This window comes from Nostoc sp. PCC 7524, from assembly GCF_000316645.1.
Classification (GTDB): Bacteria; Cyanobacteriota; Cyanobacteriia; order Cyanobacteriales; family Nostocaceae; genus Trichormus.
This window is the reverse complement of record NC_019684.1, coordinates 4,730,568-4,748,442: the sequence shown is the minus strand read 5'-3', so window position 1 is coordinate 4,748,442 and position 17,875 is coordinate 4,730,568. Positions and strand designations below refer to the sequence as shown.

The following is a 17,875-nucleotide window of genomic DNA, read 5'->3' as shown; positions in this document are numbered from 1 at the left end:
CTTGTAGCAACTGCCGACATTAGAATTAGAGGAATTGGGGCAAGGAGGAGGACTTTCCCCTTTTATCCCTGCTCCCCTGCTTCTTAAGATTTCCCAATCCCCAGTCCCCAGTCCCCAATCCCTTACCTTAAAAAATCAACTATGAAAAACATTAATCGGGTTGCGATTGTTGGTGGTACTCACGGGAATGAATTTACAGGCGCATACCTAATTAAAAAGTTAGAAAAATTTCCTCATCTCATTCAACAATATAACTTTGAAGCCTTCACACTACTGGGTAATCCCAAAGCTTTTGCCGTAGGTAAACGTTATATAGAAAAGGATTTAAATCGTTGCTTTTTTAATCAAGATTTACAAGATGCCACACTCAATAGTTATGAAGATAGCCGAGCAAAAAGTATCTTCCAAATGCTTGTGCAGTCAGGTGAATTTCAGGTAGATGTGATTATTGATGTACACAGTACAACTGCAAATATGGGATTAAGTATTATTCTTGGTAATCAACATCCATTTTTGCTAAAATTAGCAGCTTATTTATCTGAAATTAATCCTTTAGTCAAAGTTTGTTATACCCAAGCTGAAAAAGGCAGTAATTTTTTGCGATCGCTCTGTGAATTAGGTATTGTAATTGAAGTTGGACCTGTCGCTCAGGGTGTATTGAATGCAGAGTGGTTTCAAAAAACAGAGGAACTGATTTTTACAATTTTAAACTATATAGAAAACTCAAACCAAGGTGTAATACCAAAAACTAATAATACTCTAACTTTTTATAAATATTTGGAGGCTATAGATTATCCCAGAAATGCAGCCGGAGAACTGCAAGCGATGATTCATCCCCGACTCCAGTTTCGAGATTATGAACCATTAAATCCTGGTGAGCCGATGTTTCTAACATTAGATGGACAGGCGATCGCTTATCAAGGCACATCCACCGTTTACCCAATTTTTATTAACGAAGCCGCCTACTACGAGAAAGGTATTGCTATGTATTTCACAGAAAAACAACAACTGTCAATTTAAATTACTCTACTTTCTACTCCCTATCCCACATAAATTTCCTTCTTGAGTAATTCAGGGATCAATGAAGGACGTTCGGCAACCGGCACGTCTGCGTCTTCAAAAGCAGCTATTTTACTTTGTGCCGTGCCAAAATTAGGAGGTCTTCCGACAACAGTGACTAAAGTCCCAGTTTGTCGCCAAGTTTTTCCCGGTGGTGCTTGCCTTCCAGCAATATAAGCCACAACTGGTTTATCAATGGCTTCAGCAATGTACCTAGCGGCAGTTTCTTCACTACCACCCCCAGGTTGTCCGACTAAAACGATCGCTTCCGTAGTGTCATCCTCATCCAGAATTTGCAGCCATTGCAAAAACGAAGAACCAACAATGGCATCACTACCAATACTGACACTAATCGATTGCCCCAAACCCGCTTTTGTCAGTTCCCACGCTACTTCATAGGTGAGGGTACTACTGCGGCTCACAATTCCTACTGGGCCTGGTGTATAAAATTCGCTTGGTTGTGTGCCTAACAGAATTTTCCCAGGCACAATAATTCCCGGACTATTTGGCCCTACTACTAGAGTTTCGCCAGCCTCGGCTTTACGAAGTAATTCCACCATATCCAATGGCGGCACACCGGCAGTAATGATGATAATCTGACGGATCTGACAGGCGATCGCTTCTAAGGCAGCATCAAGAACTTGGTAAGGGTGTACACAAATAATCGTGGTGTCAATTGCCCCAAACTTCTCTACTACCTCCTCTACCAAATCAAATACTGGCAGATCGTAAATTTGCTGCCCACCACATCCAGGATCGACACCAGCTACCAAATTTGTCCCATAAGCCTGCATTTGAGCAATATGAGTTGCTGAGATAAATTCACAGAAGCCCTGAATGATAACTTTACTATCTGGCGTTAATTTCATAAAAGTGGGGATTGGGGATTGGGTACTGGGGATTAGGTACTGGGGATTGGGGATTGGGGATTAGGTACTGGGGATTGGGAAGACTCTCCCTTGTCTCCCTTGTCCCCCTCATCCCCCTCATCCCCTCTGCTCCCCTGCTCCCCTGCTTCTTCCTAGCCTAAGCGTCTCCTACTAAGAGACTTTTTTGAAAGCAGGTGATTGGACGAGACTGACTGCGGCTGCAACAGCTTCGTCTAAATTTTCTACTACTATTAGTCTATTTTTGTGAGTTGTTAATGGTGCTAACACATCTTTGGCAACGTTTAACTCCGAACCAGCTAGACGGATAACTACGTGGGGTAAGGAATGCTCCCTAGAGTTTTTGCTGCCATTAGAACGTGCAATTACTGAAGGGAGTTCGCCTTTGTCGCGCAGTACAAATTCACTAATCGCGGCGGCGGCGGCTTCTGGCTGAGGAATGCTGCCGAGGAGATTAATCAGTATCACTTGAATGCTGTTGTCAGCAGCCAAGAGATTTAAACCTTTAACTAAGCGATCGCAAAATGTCGTCGGTGAGGTATCCACAATCGAACCGTGTCTGAGATTTAAACAAATACCCGGTTTACCACCTGCACTAGCAACTAAATCAGCAGTTGCCATCATAGAACCTGTCCCATTACCCAAAATGCCTATTTTACCGTGCATTTCTAAACTATCCCAGTCACCAAACCGATTATTGATCTGGCTTGTGCCATGATGTTGATTGACCATTTTGGCTGCCATTGCCGCAATTTCTGGATGCCGCCCAATAGCTCGCTCGTTCACCCTGACTTTACCGTTTAATGCCATCACTTCCCCAACCGCGTTGATTGCTAAGGGATTGATTTCTACTAAATCTAAGTCTTTCTGTATGAATAATTCATACATTTTTTCTAAAACGCCACTTACCGATTTCATCAGTGCGCCTTGCAAACCCATCTTTAAAGCTAGCCTGCGAGCATAAAACGGTGAAAATTCTTGTTCTACAACAACGTGCTGCATTTTCTCACCAGCTAATTCCCAATCCACGTCCGGTTCTTTGCAGCCTAAAAGTATAGGGCGGCAAACAGCTGTATCTAAAACTACAGCTAAATAAAACTCTTGCGTGGCATTATACTTAGACTCTGCTAGTACAACCTCTGGTAATTCACCCCAGATTGGGAGATTAAAGATAGTTTGGGCAGCGGCGATCGCATCAATTGTTGTTTCTACAATCCTGACTCCCCCTGCTTCTGCCCTGTCTCCAGCGTGTACTTGCGATTTTAGTACAATCGGATAGTGAATTTTGAGCCGTTTCAAATCTGTAGGATGATCAATGCGTTGGGAAGGCAATACAGGAATGCCTATTTCCCTAAACCATTCTTTAACTTGATACTCCAATAAATCCATTGTTATGCACCTAATATTTACGATAGAGAATTACTTTGGTGCTGTGTTTTTGGGTTTTAGCGCACCCTCATTAGATAATCAAGCTCTGGCTAGCTATAAAAAATTATTTTTCACGTATTAATTTTATCGAATTCAGTAAATACAGCACATTTATTTATAGCCGTAAGTCTTTAGTATTACATCGTTATCAAATAATTGATAATTCAGTAAATATACTACTATAAAATAAAACTAGATGCTAATTCAAACTCTTTACTAAGAGAAAATAGGGAAATCCCCATAAAAAAATATCCAAAATTTAGGATGCGTCAGTATGAATAATTTCTTGGTACAGCTAGGGTTTCTTGCACTGACGCACCCTACTAACCGTCATTGGGAATAATTTATTTTTTGGTGTTCCCTTAAATCCCCGATGTGATTTTTGGTGAAAATTCAGAATTTGTGTTAAAACGTTGTTCTATTAGATTTTGTGATTATGGTTGGTTAAACTGTGCATCTGCAATCAATCAACAAACAACCGTCATTTCATTCCCCCAGTGATACAAAACATCATATAGAAGACCAGCAGGAACGCTCTATGAAAGTAGCAGTCCAGCAGGAAGATTTACATCTGTTAGCCAGAACTTTGCAGGAGCAATTTCTAGCTGAAGTGCCATCTGGTGAAGTTTTCCAGATTAAGTGTGCTGTCAACAAAGAGGAGTTGATGATTTTAACTCAACATCCGCTTAGTATAAATGTTGACCCAGAACAGATTTTTGCAGTCATTGAGGAAGTTCTTCAGTCGCTAACGACTGATCGCGAACAACGAATTCAATGTTTTCTGAGAATTCTTGGTGACAAACTTCCTTATGCTAAACGTTCCCTGATGATCAAGGGACATGGACAGGCAGAGAAACCAGTCACACAGGAAGATGAAGACGTTGAGGAAGCGGTACCTTTCTCATCTGCGGCCTTGTCTCTGACTTATTCTCCTCCTGTGGAGGAAACTGAAGATGAGGTACAAGAGGAACAATTCGATCCTTTTGCCGATACACCAGATTTATTGGCAACTCCACCCCAGCGCCAAATCCAACCGATGCTGCTGGGTACGGTGTTGTTGGGAATTGTCGTGTTAGGTAGTGGTAGTGCTTACCTATTCACTCGTCCTTGTGTGATGTCTGAGTGCCAAGAAATCCAAACAGCCGAGCGGCTCAAAACCGAGTCTAGACAACTGATGAGTCGTGCTAAATCAGAAGCTGAACTAGCAGCCATACAAAAGCAATTGGAGGTTACTAGCACTAGCTTAACCACTATCCCCCGTTGGTCGCCTCGGTATCAACAAGCAGAAGAACTCAAAGATAGTCTATCTGGGCAGTCAGAAAAAATTAACCAGGTGTTAGTAGCTTTGCAAACGGCCTCTGTGGCAGAGCAAAAAATGCAAACACCCGTCAATAGCCAAGAGGAATTACAGGACAGACAACGCCTATGGCGGCAGGCGATCGCACCTTTGGAATTAGTCAATCCTAATAGTGAACTTTATAATCTGATCCAGCCCAAATTACTGAAGTATCGTGTTAATTTACAAACTGTCAATCAGCAAATCCTGGCTCAAGAAAAATGGCTGAAAAAACTCAAAGATGCCAAAGCTGTAGCTAGTGTAGCGACAAAGCGAGAAACCACCGCCAAAACTTTACAAGACTGGCAAAAGGTGCAGTCCACTTGGCAAATAGTAGTCAACGCTTTAAATATTATTCCTCAAAATAGTCCAGCCTACCCAGAAGCACAACAGCTGTTACTAGAATATAAACCGAAATTAGCCAGAGCGCGCGATCGCGTCACCATCGAAGAACTAGGAGCCAAAAGCTATCAACAACTGACGGGCATAGCTAAACAAGCCAAAGCCTACGAGCAACAACAACAATGGCAAGCAGCAGTCATATATTGGGAGCAGGCTTTACAGGCTGCTAAACAAGTTTCTAGTGATAGTTTGTACTACAATCAAGCCCAGAGTCTGATCACACCTTATTCTGCTGCCCTCAAACAAGCCCAAGATAAACTACAGGTGAATCAAGCTTGGCAACAAACCCGTGTTGATTTAGATAAAACTTGTTCCAGTGGCATGAGAATTTGCAACTTTACCGTAGATGATCAGGGTATTGTTGTCAAAATTACCCCTGAGTATGAAGAAATGCTACAAACTGGTATTTCTGATACTGATACTAACAATTCCAGTGCGATCGCTGATGTTGCTAATCACTGGCAAAGCTTACAAGAAGCCCTCACAGTAATTAGTGACAATGCTAATTTGCCTTTATTTATCTACAACAATCAAGGTCAGGCAATCTATATCCGAACACCGCAAGGTTAAGTATACTAAACCATTTAATTCAAGAAACACAGGGAGTAGAAAGTGGGCAGCGGGGGCATCAGGATGTAGGGCAGAAAAACTAATGAACTGACATTTAGGGTGCAGGTGGATCTGGCGTGTCGTCTGGCGTGTCTGGCGTGTCGTCTGGCGTGTCTGGCGTGTCGTCTGGCGTGTCTGGCGTGTCGTCTGGCGTGTCTGGCGTGTCGTCTGGCGTGTCTGGCGTGTCTGGCGTGTCGTCTGGCGTGTCTGGCGTGTCGTCTGGCGTGTCTGGTGTGTCTGGTGTGTCTGGTGTGTCTGGCGTGTCTATAAGCCCTCTTCCTGGGGTTTCACCAGCATTATCAACAGGTTTTTCGTTACCAGGATTACCGATTTGACCTTGATTGCTGCCGCCAGAATTGGGAGGAGTTTCTAGAGATGTTGGTCTATCAGTATTGCTTAATTCTTGAGCATTATTAAACAGAAGTTCACCTGTTTCCACAAAAGTATTGACTGGATAACCATCAGTGATTGAGTCTGCTGTTGAATTTCCTTGCTCTGTGTCTTGTGAGGAGTTAGCAGATAACTCTAAAAAAGATGGGTTTTCAACTATTCCTTGACCACTTAGAGGAGATTGCCCCGCCAAAGCTGCTAGAATTTCCCCTTGTACACTGGCAATTGCTGGGTCGGGTGATGGAGCTAGATTTTGTCTAGTTAAATCCAGTCCTTTGACTAAATCGCTCGTTTCATAAAAATTTTGCAAATCAAAATCGTATAAGCCTTGAAATTTACCTTTGACTACTACTAAAAGTTGACCCGCTTGCAGTTCTTGAGATTCCGAAGTATCTTTATTGGAAACTGTAATCCCACTATTGGTCAATGCCCCTACAATTGTGGTGTCTGTTGGTTGGTCATAGCGCACAAACAAGGCAGAACCTCGGATTGCTGCTGCTGCACTGGGTGTTTGGATGCGTGTTTGACCCCTTCCTGGTGGAATTAGTAATAATACTGTCCCGTTTGATAGCTGAAAATTCCGAGTCCGAGGCAAAAATTGAAATACTGCCTGTTCTCCAACCCGTGCCAAAGAGCCATCATTGAAGCGCAAATCTGCTAGAGAAGCTCTACCAGTCGATAGCCCATCCCCTGGAATTAGGGCATCTGCTCGACGTGCCGGACGCGCATTTCTGGTATTTCTTTGAATAAACTGCACAAAGTTACGGAGGCTTTGAATCTCAGCGCGAGTTAAAGGGGTATTGGCACTTACCTGATTTGGCAAATTTATTAGTATGACACCCCACAAACTAATCGCCAACGGGAACAGTTTAAGACGCATAGTTAAAATGAGTAAAAATTGCACTAATACCAAGCTAGTGGAGAATCGATATTCTATCTCTCCCTTGTCAATGTTTTCAGGTAATTCGCTGTTAAATATATTTGAATTTTCTATAGGATACACATAAAGTGAGTTTATGTATACTGAGGTTTACAACTCATGACACCCATTGTAGCCATCTATTTAAATCTATGCAATAAATAATATGATTTGTAAGTGACAGGATAGAATAGTTATCGCAATTGATGTCAAGTTTAGAAAGTAGTCATCATCAGATGTGTACACCAGAATAGATGAAAACTATTCATTTTTCTCACAAAATTAATTAAAGCCATCTATACAAGATGCAAATTCAGGGCTGGAAAAGATTTTTATTCGCGATTTTGTTGGCCACCATTGGCACAAACACTTACTGCACTAGGGTAAACGCAGCATGGTCAAAAAATGCTAATGCTTCTGATTGTCGAGATAATCCAGAGGTGACAGCAAACCATGTACCCAATGTTGAGATATCTGATGATATATGCCCAAAAAATAAGTTAAAGCCAAATAATTCTCAACTGCAACAGTTTGAGATGTTTGATGTAGCATCTGCAAAACAGATAGCATTAAATAAGTCACAACCGCAATTAATCACTGCTCAAGTAGACAGTCCTGCACCCAATCCCACACCCACAGAAAATCCTCATTTTGTTCAACAGACGAATGAGTCGCCACAGCTAGAAACTCAACCCAATAATTTGCCTCAAATTACCCCGAAACCAATAGATCAATTATTAAATGCGCCTCCAGTAAATAGAACTGAAAGGTTGGAGAGGCTAATACGGCGACTACGAGAGACAAAACAGCCTAGTTCTGAGTCAGATAGTTATCGGGAATTGGGGTTGCGAGTGCGGCCAATACAGCTACCACAATCACCACTCGAACAACCACAAATTCCACAGCGTGAACGGCCTGTACAACAGTTTAAACCAATAGGTTCCTTACAAGCCCGTGTCGGTTATTTTTATAGCAGTAATATTTTTTCTTCTGATGTTTTTCCTATAGAAGAAGGCTTATTTTTTTATGGATTAAGATTAGCATCTGTGTATTTTCCCTTGGGAGACAAAACTTATTTAAATGGGTCAATTGATGGTAATTTAATCCGTTATTTAGAGCAATCAAAATTTAATTACAACCAAATCAGATTCAATGTGGGAATTTACCAACAGCTATCACAGAGAATGTATGGTGAACTTGGTTGGAGTAATCAGCAGTTATTTTATGCTAAAAACAGTGATGTGTTTACATCTGGCGATCGCTTCTTAAATGAAAACTCGTTTCGGCTATCTTTAGGTAGGCGAGATCCCCTAACTGACAAGTTGATGCTAGATAGTTTTTATGAGTTGAGTTGGAATCTAGCTGATCCTGATAGGCGTAGTCGCATCATTAACTCTATCTGGTTATCTTTGAACTATTCTCTGCAAAAACCGCTTGAAGTAGGTTTAAACTACCAATTGAACATATCAGACTTTACACAGCGCGATCGCCATGACCATTATCATCGGCTATTTGCACACTTAATTTATCGCTTATCTCAATCTAGTAGTCTAAATCTTCAAACTGGTGTCAGTTTTGGTGATTCTACCGCTAAAAACCTTGATTTTAACAGCTGGTTTTTCAACGTCAATTACAACGTGTTATTAGGGGAATTTTAGCAATAGCCAATCGAAGGCAGAAGGCAGGAGGCAGGAGGCAGAAGGAGGAAAAAGCCACTCACAAGGGGGAGCCAGTTCTCTTAAGTCGGGAAACCCGCCCACGCAACTGGCTCCCCTGCAAGGAGAGAGGCTTTGATTCTTGCGCCCCTTCCCTTGTAGGGAAGGGGTTGGGGGTTAGGTTTGAGAGAAAGTTGCACACGGCGTTAGTTTACTCATAACTAATCCAATCACTCCAACTACCAACATAAAGTTTACCTTTATGAATACCAGCTAATTCCAAAGATAGTAAATTGACACAGGCTGTTACACCAGAACCGCAATAAACTATGATTTCCTCAGCTTGTTCTAGATTTTTCCAGCGTTGACGGTGGTCTGTTGGCGTGATTAAATTACCGTTAGCATCTGTAACTTCCATCCACGGGTAATTTACAGCACCAGGAATATGTCCAGCGATTTTGTCAGTTGGCTCTCGTTCACCACGGTAGCGATCGCCTTCTCTTGAATCTACCAAAACTACCGTCGGTAAATCTTTGCGATTTTTGACAGCTTCAATATCTACTAACAATTGTGGTTGGATTTTGGGGCTAAAATTAGCTGTTTGCTTTTGAGGAATAATATCTGTAATAGGATAGCCAGCTTTTTGCCATTGGCTAAAGCCTCCATCCAGCACAGCTACTTGTTCGTGTCCTAAATAGCGCAACAACCACCAAAGACGAGATGCAAAAGCCAAGCGAGAGTCGTCATAAGCTACAACTAAAGTTTTTTGAAACTCTACGCCCATTGCTGCTAGTTTTGGCGCTAGTTCTTTGAGGTTTGGTAATGGATGTCTGCCACCATGCTTACCCACAGGACTAGAAAGATCCAAATTCAAATCTAGATAGTAAGACCCTTCTATATGACTGTATTGGTACTGCTGTCGCCCTAGTTGTGGTTCAGCTAAAGAAAAGCGACAATCTACAATTACCACTTGCGGGTCTTGAAGATGTTGAACAAGCCAGGCTGGCGAAACAACTAATTGATTATCAATCATAACAATTCAAAATAATATACAAGTCGCAAGCTCAAAAATTAAAATTTTATTTTTCTTTACAACTGGTTATTTTTGCATACATGACAATACCAAAATTTGCAACTTTTTCACCACAAGTAACAGCAGATGGTTCTTTTACTTTTTTCTCCCAAGAGTTTGGTGAAGCTTTTCACAGCCATTTTGGAGCCAAGCAGGAAAGTTTTCTCAAATTTGTTAGTCCTACCCAAATTAACTTAGCTGCTCCAAAACCCGTTTTACGTCTCTTAGATATTTGTTATGGACTAGGATACAACACAGCCGCCGCTTTACAAACCATTTGGGCAGTCAATCCTAATTGTTATGTGGAATTAATTGGTTTAGAGCTAGATTTAGCTGTACCGCAAGCGGCTATGGAGCATCACTTATTAGATAACTGGAACTATGAATACACAACGATTCTGCACCAGTTAGCTTGTGAGCAACAAGCACAAACAGAACGTCTCAACGCCAGATTATTCATTGGTGATGCTAGAAGCTCAATTAGTAGATTACATCAGTTAGGTTTCCAGGCTGATGCTATTTTTTTAGACCCCTTTTCCCCACCTCAGTGTCCTCAACTATGGACTGTTGAATTTATCAAACAAGTTGCTATGTGTTTACACTATGATGGACTGCTAGCAACTTATTCCTGTGCTGCTGCTGTACGTACAGCCCTGTTGGCGGCTGGATTACAAATTGGTTCAACCCCACCAGTAGGTAGGCGATCGCCTGGTACTGTTGCAGCTCATCCGAGAAATACTCAAAGCGAAGCACACTCAGCCCTTCCTCCCCTTTCCCCAGAAGAAAATGAGCATTTGCTCACCCGTGCAGCGATTCCCTATCGTGATCCGCAATTAAACGATCCTGCCCCTGTAATTTTGCAGCGACGACAACAAGAACAACAGGCTAGTTCACTGGAGCCTACTTCCCATTGGCGAAAACGCTGGCTACTCAATCAGGACTTACGCAACAAACTTATTTAATTTGTCAAATTTTTAACTAAATTTCCGCTTTATCTCCGTACTCAAATTCTTAAGCTTATGTAAATAAAGTAACTTTACAGATTTTCTGTATTTGAATATACAAAAAAAATACTGTATATTGAAAATAAGTAATAATTCAACGTAATTGATGAACAAAAACACTAAATTTTCTAGCCGAAAATAAAAATTTAAACTCAACTCACCTAATTTCTATATAGCTTAGACAAGGATTATTTTTTCTGACGAGACTATGGTAAAAAATCTCAGTGAAAAACCTGATTTAACATTTGCGCGGATTTATCATACTGGAATAATCAGCAAGTAAATTACATCAGGAAATTCCCTAGAAATATTCTCACATTGTTCATAACATATTAAAGATTGGTGCGTATTACTCAAGCCAGCTAGCTTATATAGTGCATGAAGATTGTGAGATGAACGGTTAAATACTCAGCTCGTTTGTAAGTCGGACGCTGTTAAATAATTTATTAAAAATTGGGGTGCTTCTGTGATTAAAAGGAGTGGTGATTATACAGGCTCTACTGAACAACAGGTGAGTGGGTCTAACCCCCCAAGCAAAGTCAATAGTATTGATGCCAATCATGCAACAGAATTGCAAGATGAAGGAAATTATTCCTTGGGTTTATCTAAAGAAGATTTTATAATTGCAGAAAGCCAAAAAGTAGATTCTTGGCTCAACCCTGGTTATAACTGTTTAATTCCGAGAACTCTAAAAACCAAAACGGCTCTAGATAATAGCTTTGATGCCGAACCACCAAAAGTCTTAGTAGTTGACGATCATACTGCTAGTAGAATGACGGCTGTAGCACTGTTAGCAATGGAAGGCTACACAGTCGTTGAGGCAGATAGTGGTTTTGTAGCGGTGGAACTGGTGAAGCGACAGCAACCCGATTTAATTTTGCTAGATGTGATGATGCCGGGTATGGATGGGTTTGAAGTTTGTCAATTGCTCAAACAAGATGAAAATACCAGACTAATACCCGTAATTTTTATTACAGCTTTAAATGATAGGCGATCGCGCATCCGGGGGATTGAAGTAGGAGCAGATGATTTTTTAACTAAACCCTTTGATCGGGTAGAGTTAGTAGCTCGTGTTAAGTCTTTAGTAAGACAGAAGCGTTTAAATGAAGACTTAGATCATGCAGAACAAGTATTGTTTTCCATAGCCAGGGCTATTGAAAGCCGCGATCCCAATACAGGCGACCACTGTGAACGGCTAGTAGACTTAGGACAAGCCTTTGGTGAGTATCTGAATCTTTCCCGTTGCCAAATTCGGGATTTAAGGTGGGGTGGTTATCTTCACGATATTGGTAAAGTGGGAATTCCCGATACAGTATTGCTCAAACAAGGCAAACTCACCCCTGAAGATTGGGTAATTATGAAGCAACACGTATTGATTGGGGAAAAAATTTGCCAACCACTACGTAGTATGCAGGGAGTAATTCCCATCATTCGTCATCATCATGAACGTTGGGATGGTTCAGGCTACCCTGATGGGCTGAAGGGAGATGAAATTCCCTACTTAGCACAAATATTTCAGATCATTGATATTTACGATGCCCTGACTAGCGAACGCCCATACAAAAAAGCTTTTAGCGCCGAAGAAGCACTATGCGTGATGCTAGACGAAACTGAGGCTGGTTGGCGTAATCCTCAATTGGTTAACCAATTTGCTGAGTTTGTTTTGGCCTTAAAGCGTCAGCAGGCTTAAGCTGATTGTGCAACACCTGATTTTGTATGACTCATACTTACTACCATGATTAGCTGGTATGATTTGAGCCTAAATCTCAAATTACCAAGTGCAACAGCGCAATACAGTCATAGATAATAAGCTAATTATGGTAGTTGTAGCAATACTAGCAGCAGGACGTGGCACCAGAATGAAATCGAGCTTACCCAAAGTTTTACACTCTTTGGGTGGGCGATCGCTAGTGGAAAGAGTGCTAGCAAGTGCAGAACCACTAGCACCATCACGGCGGATAGTGATTGTCGGATATCAGGCTCAAGAAGTAAAAGCAGCTCTACATTCCCCTGAATTAGAGTTTGTCGAACAAACTGTACAACTAGGAACAGGTCACGCCATCCAACAATTACTGCCCCATTTGGAGGGATACACTGGGGATTTAATCGTACTTAATGGTGATGTCCCACTATTACGCAGCGAAACCCTAGAAAAGTTATTACATACTCACCAAACACATCAAAACGCCGCTACTATCCTCACAGCCTACCTACCCAACCCTAAAGGCTACGGGCGCGTTTTTTGTAATGATCAAGACTTTGTGCAACAAATTGTTGAAGAAAAAGACTGTAATCCTGCTCAAAGACAAAATCAACGTATTAATGCCGGCATTTATTGCTTCCGTTGGCAGAACTTAGCACAGGTTCTGCCCCATTTAGAAGCGAATAACGCCCAGAAAGAATATTATCTCACCGATGCTGTCACCCAGGTAGGTCAGGTAATGGCGGTAGATGTGGAAGATGAACAAGAGATTTTGGGTATAAATGACCGCCTGCAACTAGCCACAGCCTACGAAATTTTACAAAAGCGAGTTAAGGAAAAATGGCTGCTAGCTGGTGTTACCCTTGTAGACCCCAACAGCATTACTATCGATGACACCGTAGAATTACAGCCAGATGTGATTATTGAACCCCAAACTCATCTCCGGGGTAATACTGTAATTCAAACCGGGAGTCGTATCGGCCCAGGTAGTTTGATTGAAAATAGCCAATTGGGTGAAAATGTGACCATACATTACTCCGTAGTCACAGATAGCGTGATTCAGGCTGGCAGTAAAATAGGCCCCTATGCTCATTTGCGGGGTCATGCTCAAGTTGGTAATAATTGCCGCATCGGTAATTTTGTCGAATTGAAAAACACCCAGATAGGCGATCGCACCAACGTCGCCCATTTATCTTATTTAGGTGATGCAACTGCGGGTAATCAAGTCAATATTGGTGCAGGAACAATTACCGCCAACTATGACGGCGTGAAAAAACACCGTACAATCATAGGCGATCGCTCCAAAACTGGTTCTAATAGCGTTTTAGTAGCTCCAATAACCTTGGGTAATGATGTCTATGTGGCGGCTGGTTCTACTGTGACCGAAGATGTACCTGATGATTGTTTAGTGATTGCTCGCTCTCGTCAAGTAGTTAAACCCGGTTGGCGGAATAAGAGTGAGTAGTAGGGAGCAGGGGGCAGAGGAGCAGAGGAGACAAGGGAGAATTTTACTCTCATCCCCAGTCGCCAGTCCCCAATCCCCAATTAACACTCCACCGTACAACCTACCTCAGTCCCTTCCGGGAGTTCTAAGGTATCGCCAATCTGTACGCCATCGTGGAAGGCGGCGAGGATGACTTGGCTGGTTTTACCCCAGGCGATCGCACCATTAGCATCTAAGGCGATCGCTCCTAAATCCCTTTGATGTTCATGAGCTTCAGCAAAAGACTTTTTCATCGCGTCTTTGAGGGACATCCCATCAGTCACACGCACAACAATCTTTGCGGCTAAACATTCATCAATAATATCTTCGCCAATGCCAGTACAACTAACAGCCGCATAACCAGTAGCATAATTACCTGCGGGCATGGCAGAATCACTGACTCTGCCAATGCGCTCAAAGCCTTTACCACCTGTGGAAGTTCCAGCTGCCAGTTTCCCATAGGCATCTAAAGCCACTACGCCAATCGTACCACGTCCCGCATTACTGGTTTCTAGTAGTTCCGGTTCTGCTACCACACCAGCCATCGTTCTTTTAAAATTATCTTGACGCTCTTGTATCCATTCTTGCAACCGCAACTCAGTCAGAGCATTGTAACTAGGAATTTGCATTTCCCTGGCTAATTCTGCCGCGCCGTAATCTGACAGTACCCGGTCTGGTGCAGTTTGTAAAAATTGTGCCAAATCAATCGGATTTTTTACTCGTGAAATATTAATCACTCCGCTAAAGCGGCTGGATGCACCATCCATCAAGGAAGCACTCATCCGAATTTGACCATCAGATTGCAGCACAGAACCAGTCCCAGCATTAAAACGGGGGTCATCTTCCAACAATTGACAACCCCTAGCTACTGCTGTCGTAGCATTCACTCCTGACAATAATAGAGCATAAACTTCTTCTACCACTGCATAAAGCGATCGGCGTACTGCCTCTAATCCGCCTTTACCGTGGAGAGAACTACCAGCTCCCCCATGAATAATTAATTTTGGTTGCACCTGTGACTTCATCTATGCCCCTGAGAGATATACGTTTAAGTTGCAGTTTGAGGGATTGGGCATTAGGCATTGGATTTTTCTAGTCCCCAATCCCCATCCCCCTTATGTTTTCGCATCAGAACGGCGACGGCGACAACGTTCTGAGCAATATTTCACCTCATCCCAGCAATCTTGCCATTTCTTCCGCCAAGTAAAGGGACGTTGACATACCGGACAGATTTTTGTGGGTAAGTCAGATTTAGAACGATAGCGTCCCATATAAATAACTGTGCAAAGTTGAATAAGATTTGTAAAAGAGATGGAAGACAATTATACCTAGATTCTTACTAAGGGAAGATACGTTTCAATGGAAAAGGTGTGTGCATCCTCCTATTTACTGATTCATGGGTAATTCGCTCAGAAAGATACTAACACAGGGATTGGGGAGTCAATTAAATTCTTCAAATCACCATTAAACGTTGTTAAATACGAAAAAGCTGCTCCTGTTCAACAGTGCAGCGATTTTATATTAATTTTGTTTGTTTCTATAACAATCTCTGACTTGTATTTCTGTGAAGCCAGAATTTCCCGCTACACCGCTTTGCGGTGAGCGGGGGAGTGTCAAAAAGAAGGGTGTAGGGTATAGGGGGTAGGGTGTAGGGGAAATCAGTGGGGGCTTTGACTCGAAGGTGGTTTCGGGGCAGGGTGTAAAAATAATATAGTTTTCTCTTCTTCCCCCACACCCCACACCCTGCACCCTACACCCTGTTTTGGTCAATCCATCTGCAAGTAAATTTTCAAGGCTTCATTCACTAAGGCGGACATTGGTTTACCTTGGCTAGTGGCTGTTTGTTTAAGTTTGTCGTAAATATCATCTTGCACGCTAATTCGATGTGCAGATTTACGAATCTTAACTGTTGGTTCTGGGATGGCGGGAACGGCTTCTGGTTGATACTTGGCTACAAATTCCCGAATGGCATCAAAACCAACGCGATCGCAAAAATCACCGAAGCTTTCCCCAGATTGCCGAGATGTTTTAAAGTAGACAAAAATCGGCTCTAGGAAGCTTTCTAAGTCATTATGATGCAAGCGTTCTACATAAGGCTGTGCTAGGCGTGTTTGATGGGGTGAACCACCTAACCACACTTGATAGCTTTCTGGCGCACTACCAACAAAACCTAATTCTGCCATGTAGGGACGGGCGCAACCATTGGGGCAGCCTGTCATTCTTACTACAAAATGTTCATTTTGTAAACCAACTTGATCCAAAACGGTGCGAATGCGTTCGAGAATGCTGGGTATTGCCCTTTCTGACTCTGTAATCGCTAAACCGCAAGTGGGTAAAGCTGGGCAAGCCATAGCATAGCGTACTAGAGGGTCGATGGTGCTAGGATCAGAAACTATACCACAACGATCCAAAATCTCTTGAATGGCTGGCTGATTTGCTGGTTCAATTTCGTAAAAAATCAGATTTTGGTTGGGTGTGAGACGGATAGGTAAGTTAAACTGCTCAACAATTTCCCGCAAGGCAGTTTTCAATTTAAATGAACCCTCATCCTTCACCCGGCCATTATCAATGGAAATACCTAAAAAGAGTTTGCCATCTCCTTGTTCATGCCAACCGAGGAAATCGTGATATTTAAACTCTGGTAGCGGTTGGAAGGGGGCGAGGGGTTTACCAAAATATTCTTCGACTTTGGTGCGGAATTTATCTACACCCCAATCATTGATTAAGTATTTTAATCTAGCGTGACGGCGGTCAGTGCGATCGCCATAATCTCTCTGAGTAGCAACAATCGCCTTCACTGCGGTGTAAACATCTTCTTTGGCTACATAACCAATGGGGTCTGCTATTCTAGCGAAGGTTTCTTCTTTGTTGTGTGTTCTACCTAAGCCACCACCAGCAAAGATATTAAATCCTTCTAGGTTGCCCTGTTGGTCTGTAATCACTACTAAAGTCAGGTCTTGGGAATATAAGTCAATGGAATTATCCCCTGGCACTGTCACGCTGACTTTGAATTTACGCGGCATATAATAGGTGCCGTAGATAGGTTCTTCAGTATTGTGAAAAATTGTGCCGTTGCCATTGCTTTGTCTGGCGGACTTCACCTCTGGGCTTTCTTCTCCACTGATGGCTTTTTCCCCATCTAGCCAAATTTCGTAATAAGCACCAGTTTGGGGTGAGAGTAAGTCAGCAATATTTTGGGCATATTCCCAAGCGTACTGATACTCAGAACGGTTTTTAAAGGGGGCTGGTGGTGCCATGACGTTGCGGTTGAGATCGCCACAAGCACCCAAGGTGGAACCCAGGTTATTCACGATTTTAGCGATCGCCGCTTTCAGATTTTTCTTTAAAATACCGTGCAGTTGAAAACCTTGGCGAGTGGTTGCCCGCAATGTATGATTACCGTATTCATCAGCCAGCTGATCTAAAGCTAAATACAGCTGCGGCGGTACTAAACCACCCGGATTTTTTGTCCGCAGCATAAACTGATAATCTTTCTCCTGTCCCTTGACGCGATTATCGCGGTTATCCTGCTGATAAGAACCGTGAAACTTGAGGATTTGGACAGCATCTTCCGTAAAGTGAGTAGTATCCTCAAGAATCTGTGTTGCTACAGGTTCACGTAAAAAATTACTATTTTCTTTAAGCCCTTCGACTTTGGAAGGTTTACGGTTAGCGATCGTGGGGGGAGGAGCAGATTTAACCATCAGAGTTCTATAGTATTCTCAATAAGGCATCAGTAATTGCCGAACCAACAGGCTGACAGCACTTTTTCGGCTGGATATTTTCCGGTAATCCGGTCGGAAATGTGAATAATACCTCAATCCTAACACGACAAAAAGCCGGTTTTATCAGTGATGTTACACTTCATTAAACCAGCTTCATATGTTTCTGAGTTTTTAGTGCTGAGTTAAATATATACTAACCCAAAA

13 protein-coding genes are annotated in these 17,875 nt (G+C 42.4%); 6 read left to right on the top strand and 7 right to left on the bottom strand.

The genetic code is table 11. The annotated features are described in order from the left end of the window. Nucleotides 1-141 precede the first annotated feature (141 nt). Complete coding sequence (locus NOS7524_RS19105) at nt 142-1,020, top strand: aspartoacylase (RefSeq protein ID WP_015140125.1); 879 nt, start codon at nt 142-144, stop codon at nt 1,018-1,020. 20 nt (nt 1,021-1,040) lie between these two features. On the opposite strand, the gene NOS7524_RS19100 is transcribed toward NOS7524_RS19105, so the two are convergent. Next, the gene (locus NOS7524_RS19100) at nt 1,041-1,928 is read right to left on the bottom strand and encodes a succinate--CoA ligase subunit alpha (protein WP_015140124.1); all 888 of its coding nucleotides are present in this window, start codon (nt 1,926-1,928) and stop codon (nt 1,041-1,043) included. A gap of 171 nt (nt 1,929-2,099) precedes the next feature. Beyond that, nucleotides 2,100-3,335, bottom strand: a complete 1,236-nt coding sequence (locus NOS7524_RS19095) for a succinate--CoA ligase subunit beta (protein WP_015140123.1) — start codon at nt 3,333-3,335, stop codon at nt 2,100-2,102. Between the two features lie 577 nt (nt 3,336-3,912). On the opposite strand from NOS7524_RS19095, the gene NOS7524_RS19090 reads away from it, so the two are divergent. Then, the gene (locus NOS7524_RS19090) at nt 3,913-5,682 is read left to right on the top strand and encodes a hypothetical protein (protein WP_015140122.1); all 1,770 of its coding nucleotides are present in this window, start codon (nt 3,913-3,915) and stop codon (nt 5,680-5,682) included. Nucleotides 5,683-5,776: 94 nt separating this feature from the next. Here the strand turns inward: NOS7524_RS19090 and NOS7524_RS19085 are convergent, their stop codons facing one another. Continuing rightward, the gene (locus NOS7524_RS19085; RefSeq protein ID WP_144050888.1) at nt 5,777-6,991 is read right to left on the bottom strand and encodes a FecR family protein; all 1,215 of its coding nucleotides are present in this window, start codon (nt 6,989-6,991) and stop codon (nt 5,777-5,779) included. Nucleotides 6,992-7,335: 344 nt separating this feature from the next. Here NOS7524_RS19085 and NOS7524_RS19080 point away from each other — a divergent pair, with 344 nt between their 5' ends. Continuing rightward, nucleotides 7,336-8,688, top strand: coding sequence for a hypothetical protein (locus tag NOS7524_RS19080; protein ID WP_015140120.1), 1,353 nt, complete (start codon nt 7,336-7,338; stop codon nt 8,686-8,688). Between the two features lie 208 nt (nt 8,689-8,896). Here NOS7524_RS19080 and NOS7524_RS19075 read toward each other — a convergent pair whose 3' ends face one another. After that, nucleotides 8,897-9,718 (bottom strand): sulfurtransferase, encoded by an 822-nt coding sequence (locus tag NOS7524_RS19075; RefSeq protein ID WP_015140119.1) that lies wholly within the window; start codon nt 9,716-9,718, stop codon nt 8,897-8,899. Nucleotides 9,719-9,798: 80 nt separating this feature from the next. Here NOS7524_RS19075 and NOS7524_RS19070 point away from each other — a divergent pair, with 80 nt between their 5' ends. From NOS7524_RS19070 to glmU, 3 genes are all read left to right on the top strand, one after another. Further along, entirely contained in the window at nt 9,799-10,719 is a 921-nt protein-coding gene (locus NOS7524_RS19070) for a tRNA (5-methylaminomethyl-2-thiouridine)(34)-methyltransferase MnmD (RefSeq protein ID WP_015140118.1), read from the top strand. A gap of 508 nt (nt 10,720-11,227) precedes the next feature. Beyond that, a complete protein-coding gene (locus tag NOS7524_RS19065) occupies nt 11,228-12,451 on the top strand; it encodes a response regulator (RefSeq protein WP_015140117.1) in 1,224 nt (407 codons plus the stop codon). 127 nt (nt 12,452-12,578) lie between these two features. Continuing rightward, nucleotides 12,579-13,928 carry a bifunctional UDP-N-acetylglucosamine diphosphorylase/glucosamine-1-phosphate N-acetyltransferase GlmU gene (gene glmU / locus NOS7524_RS19060; RefSeq protein WP_015140116.1) on the top strand — a complete coding sequence of 450 codons (1,350 nt, stop codon included), beginning with the start codon at nt 12,579-12,581 and terminating at the stop codon, nt 13,926-13,928. A gap of 80 nt (nt 13,929-14,008) precedes the next feature. Here glmU and NOS7524_RS19055 read toward each other — a convergent pair whose 3' ends face one another. The 3 genes from NOS7524_RS19055 to sir all read right to left on the bottom strand — a co-directional run bounded on the left by NOS7524_RS19055 (nt 14,009) and on the right by sir (nt 17,650). Beyond that, nucleotides 14,009-14,971 carry an isoaspartyl peptidase/L-asparaginase gene (locus tag NOS7524_RS19055; RefSeq protein WP_015140115.1) on the bottom strand — a complete coding sequence of 321 codons (963 nt, stop codon included), beginning with the start codon at nt 14,969-14,971 and terminating at the stop codon, nt 14,009-14,011. A gap of 90 nt (nt 14,972-15,061) precedes the next feature. Beyond that, nucleotides 15,062-15,217, bottom strand: coding sequence for a DUF2256 domain-containing protein (locus tag NOS7524_RS28825; protein WP_015140114.1), 156 nt, complete (start codon nt 15,215-15,217; stop codon nt 15,062-15,064). Nucleotides 15,218-15,712: 495 nt separating this feature from the next. After that, nucleotides 15,713-17,650 (bottom strand): sulfite reductase, ferredoxin dependent, encoded by a 1,938-nt coding sequence (gene sir, locus NOS7524_RS19050; protein ID WP_015140113.1) that lies wholly within the window; start codon nt 17,648-17,650, stop codon nt 15,713-15,715. Nucleotides 17,651-17,875 lie beyond the last annotated feature (225 nt).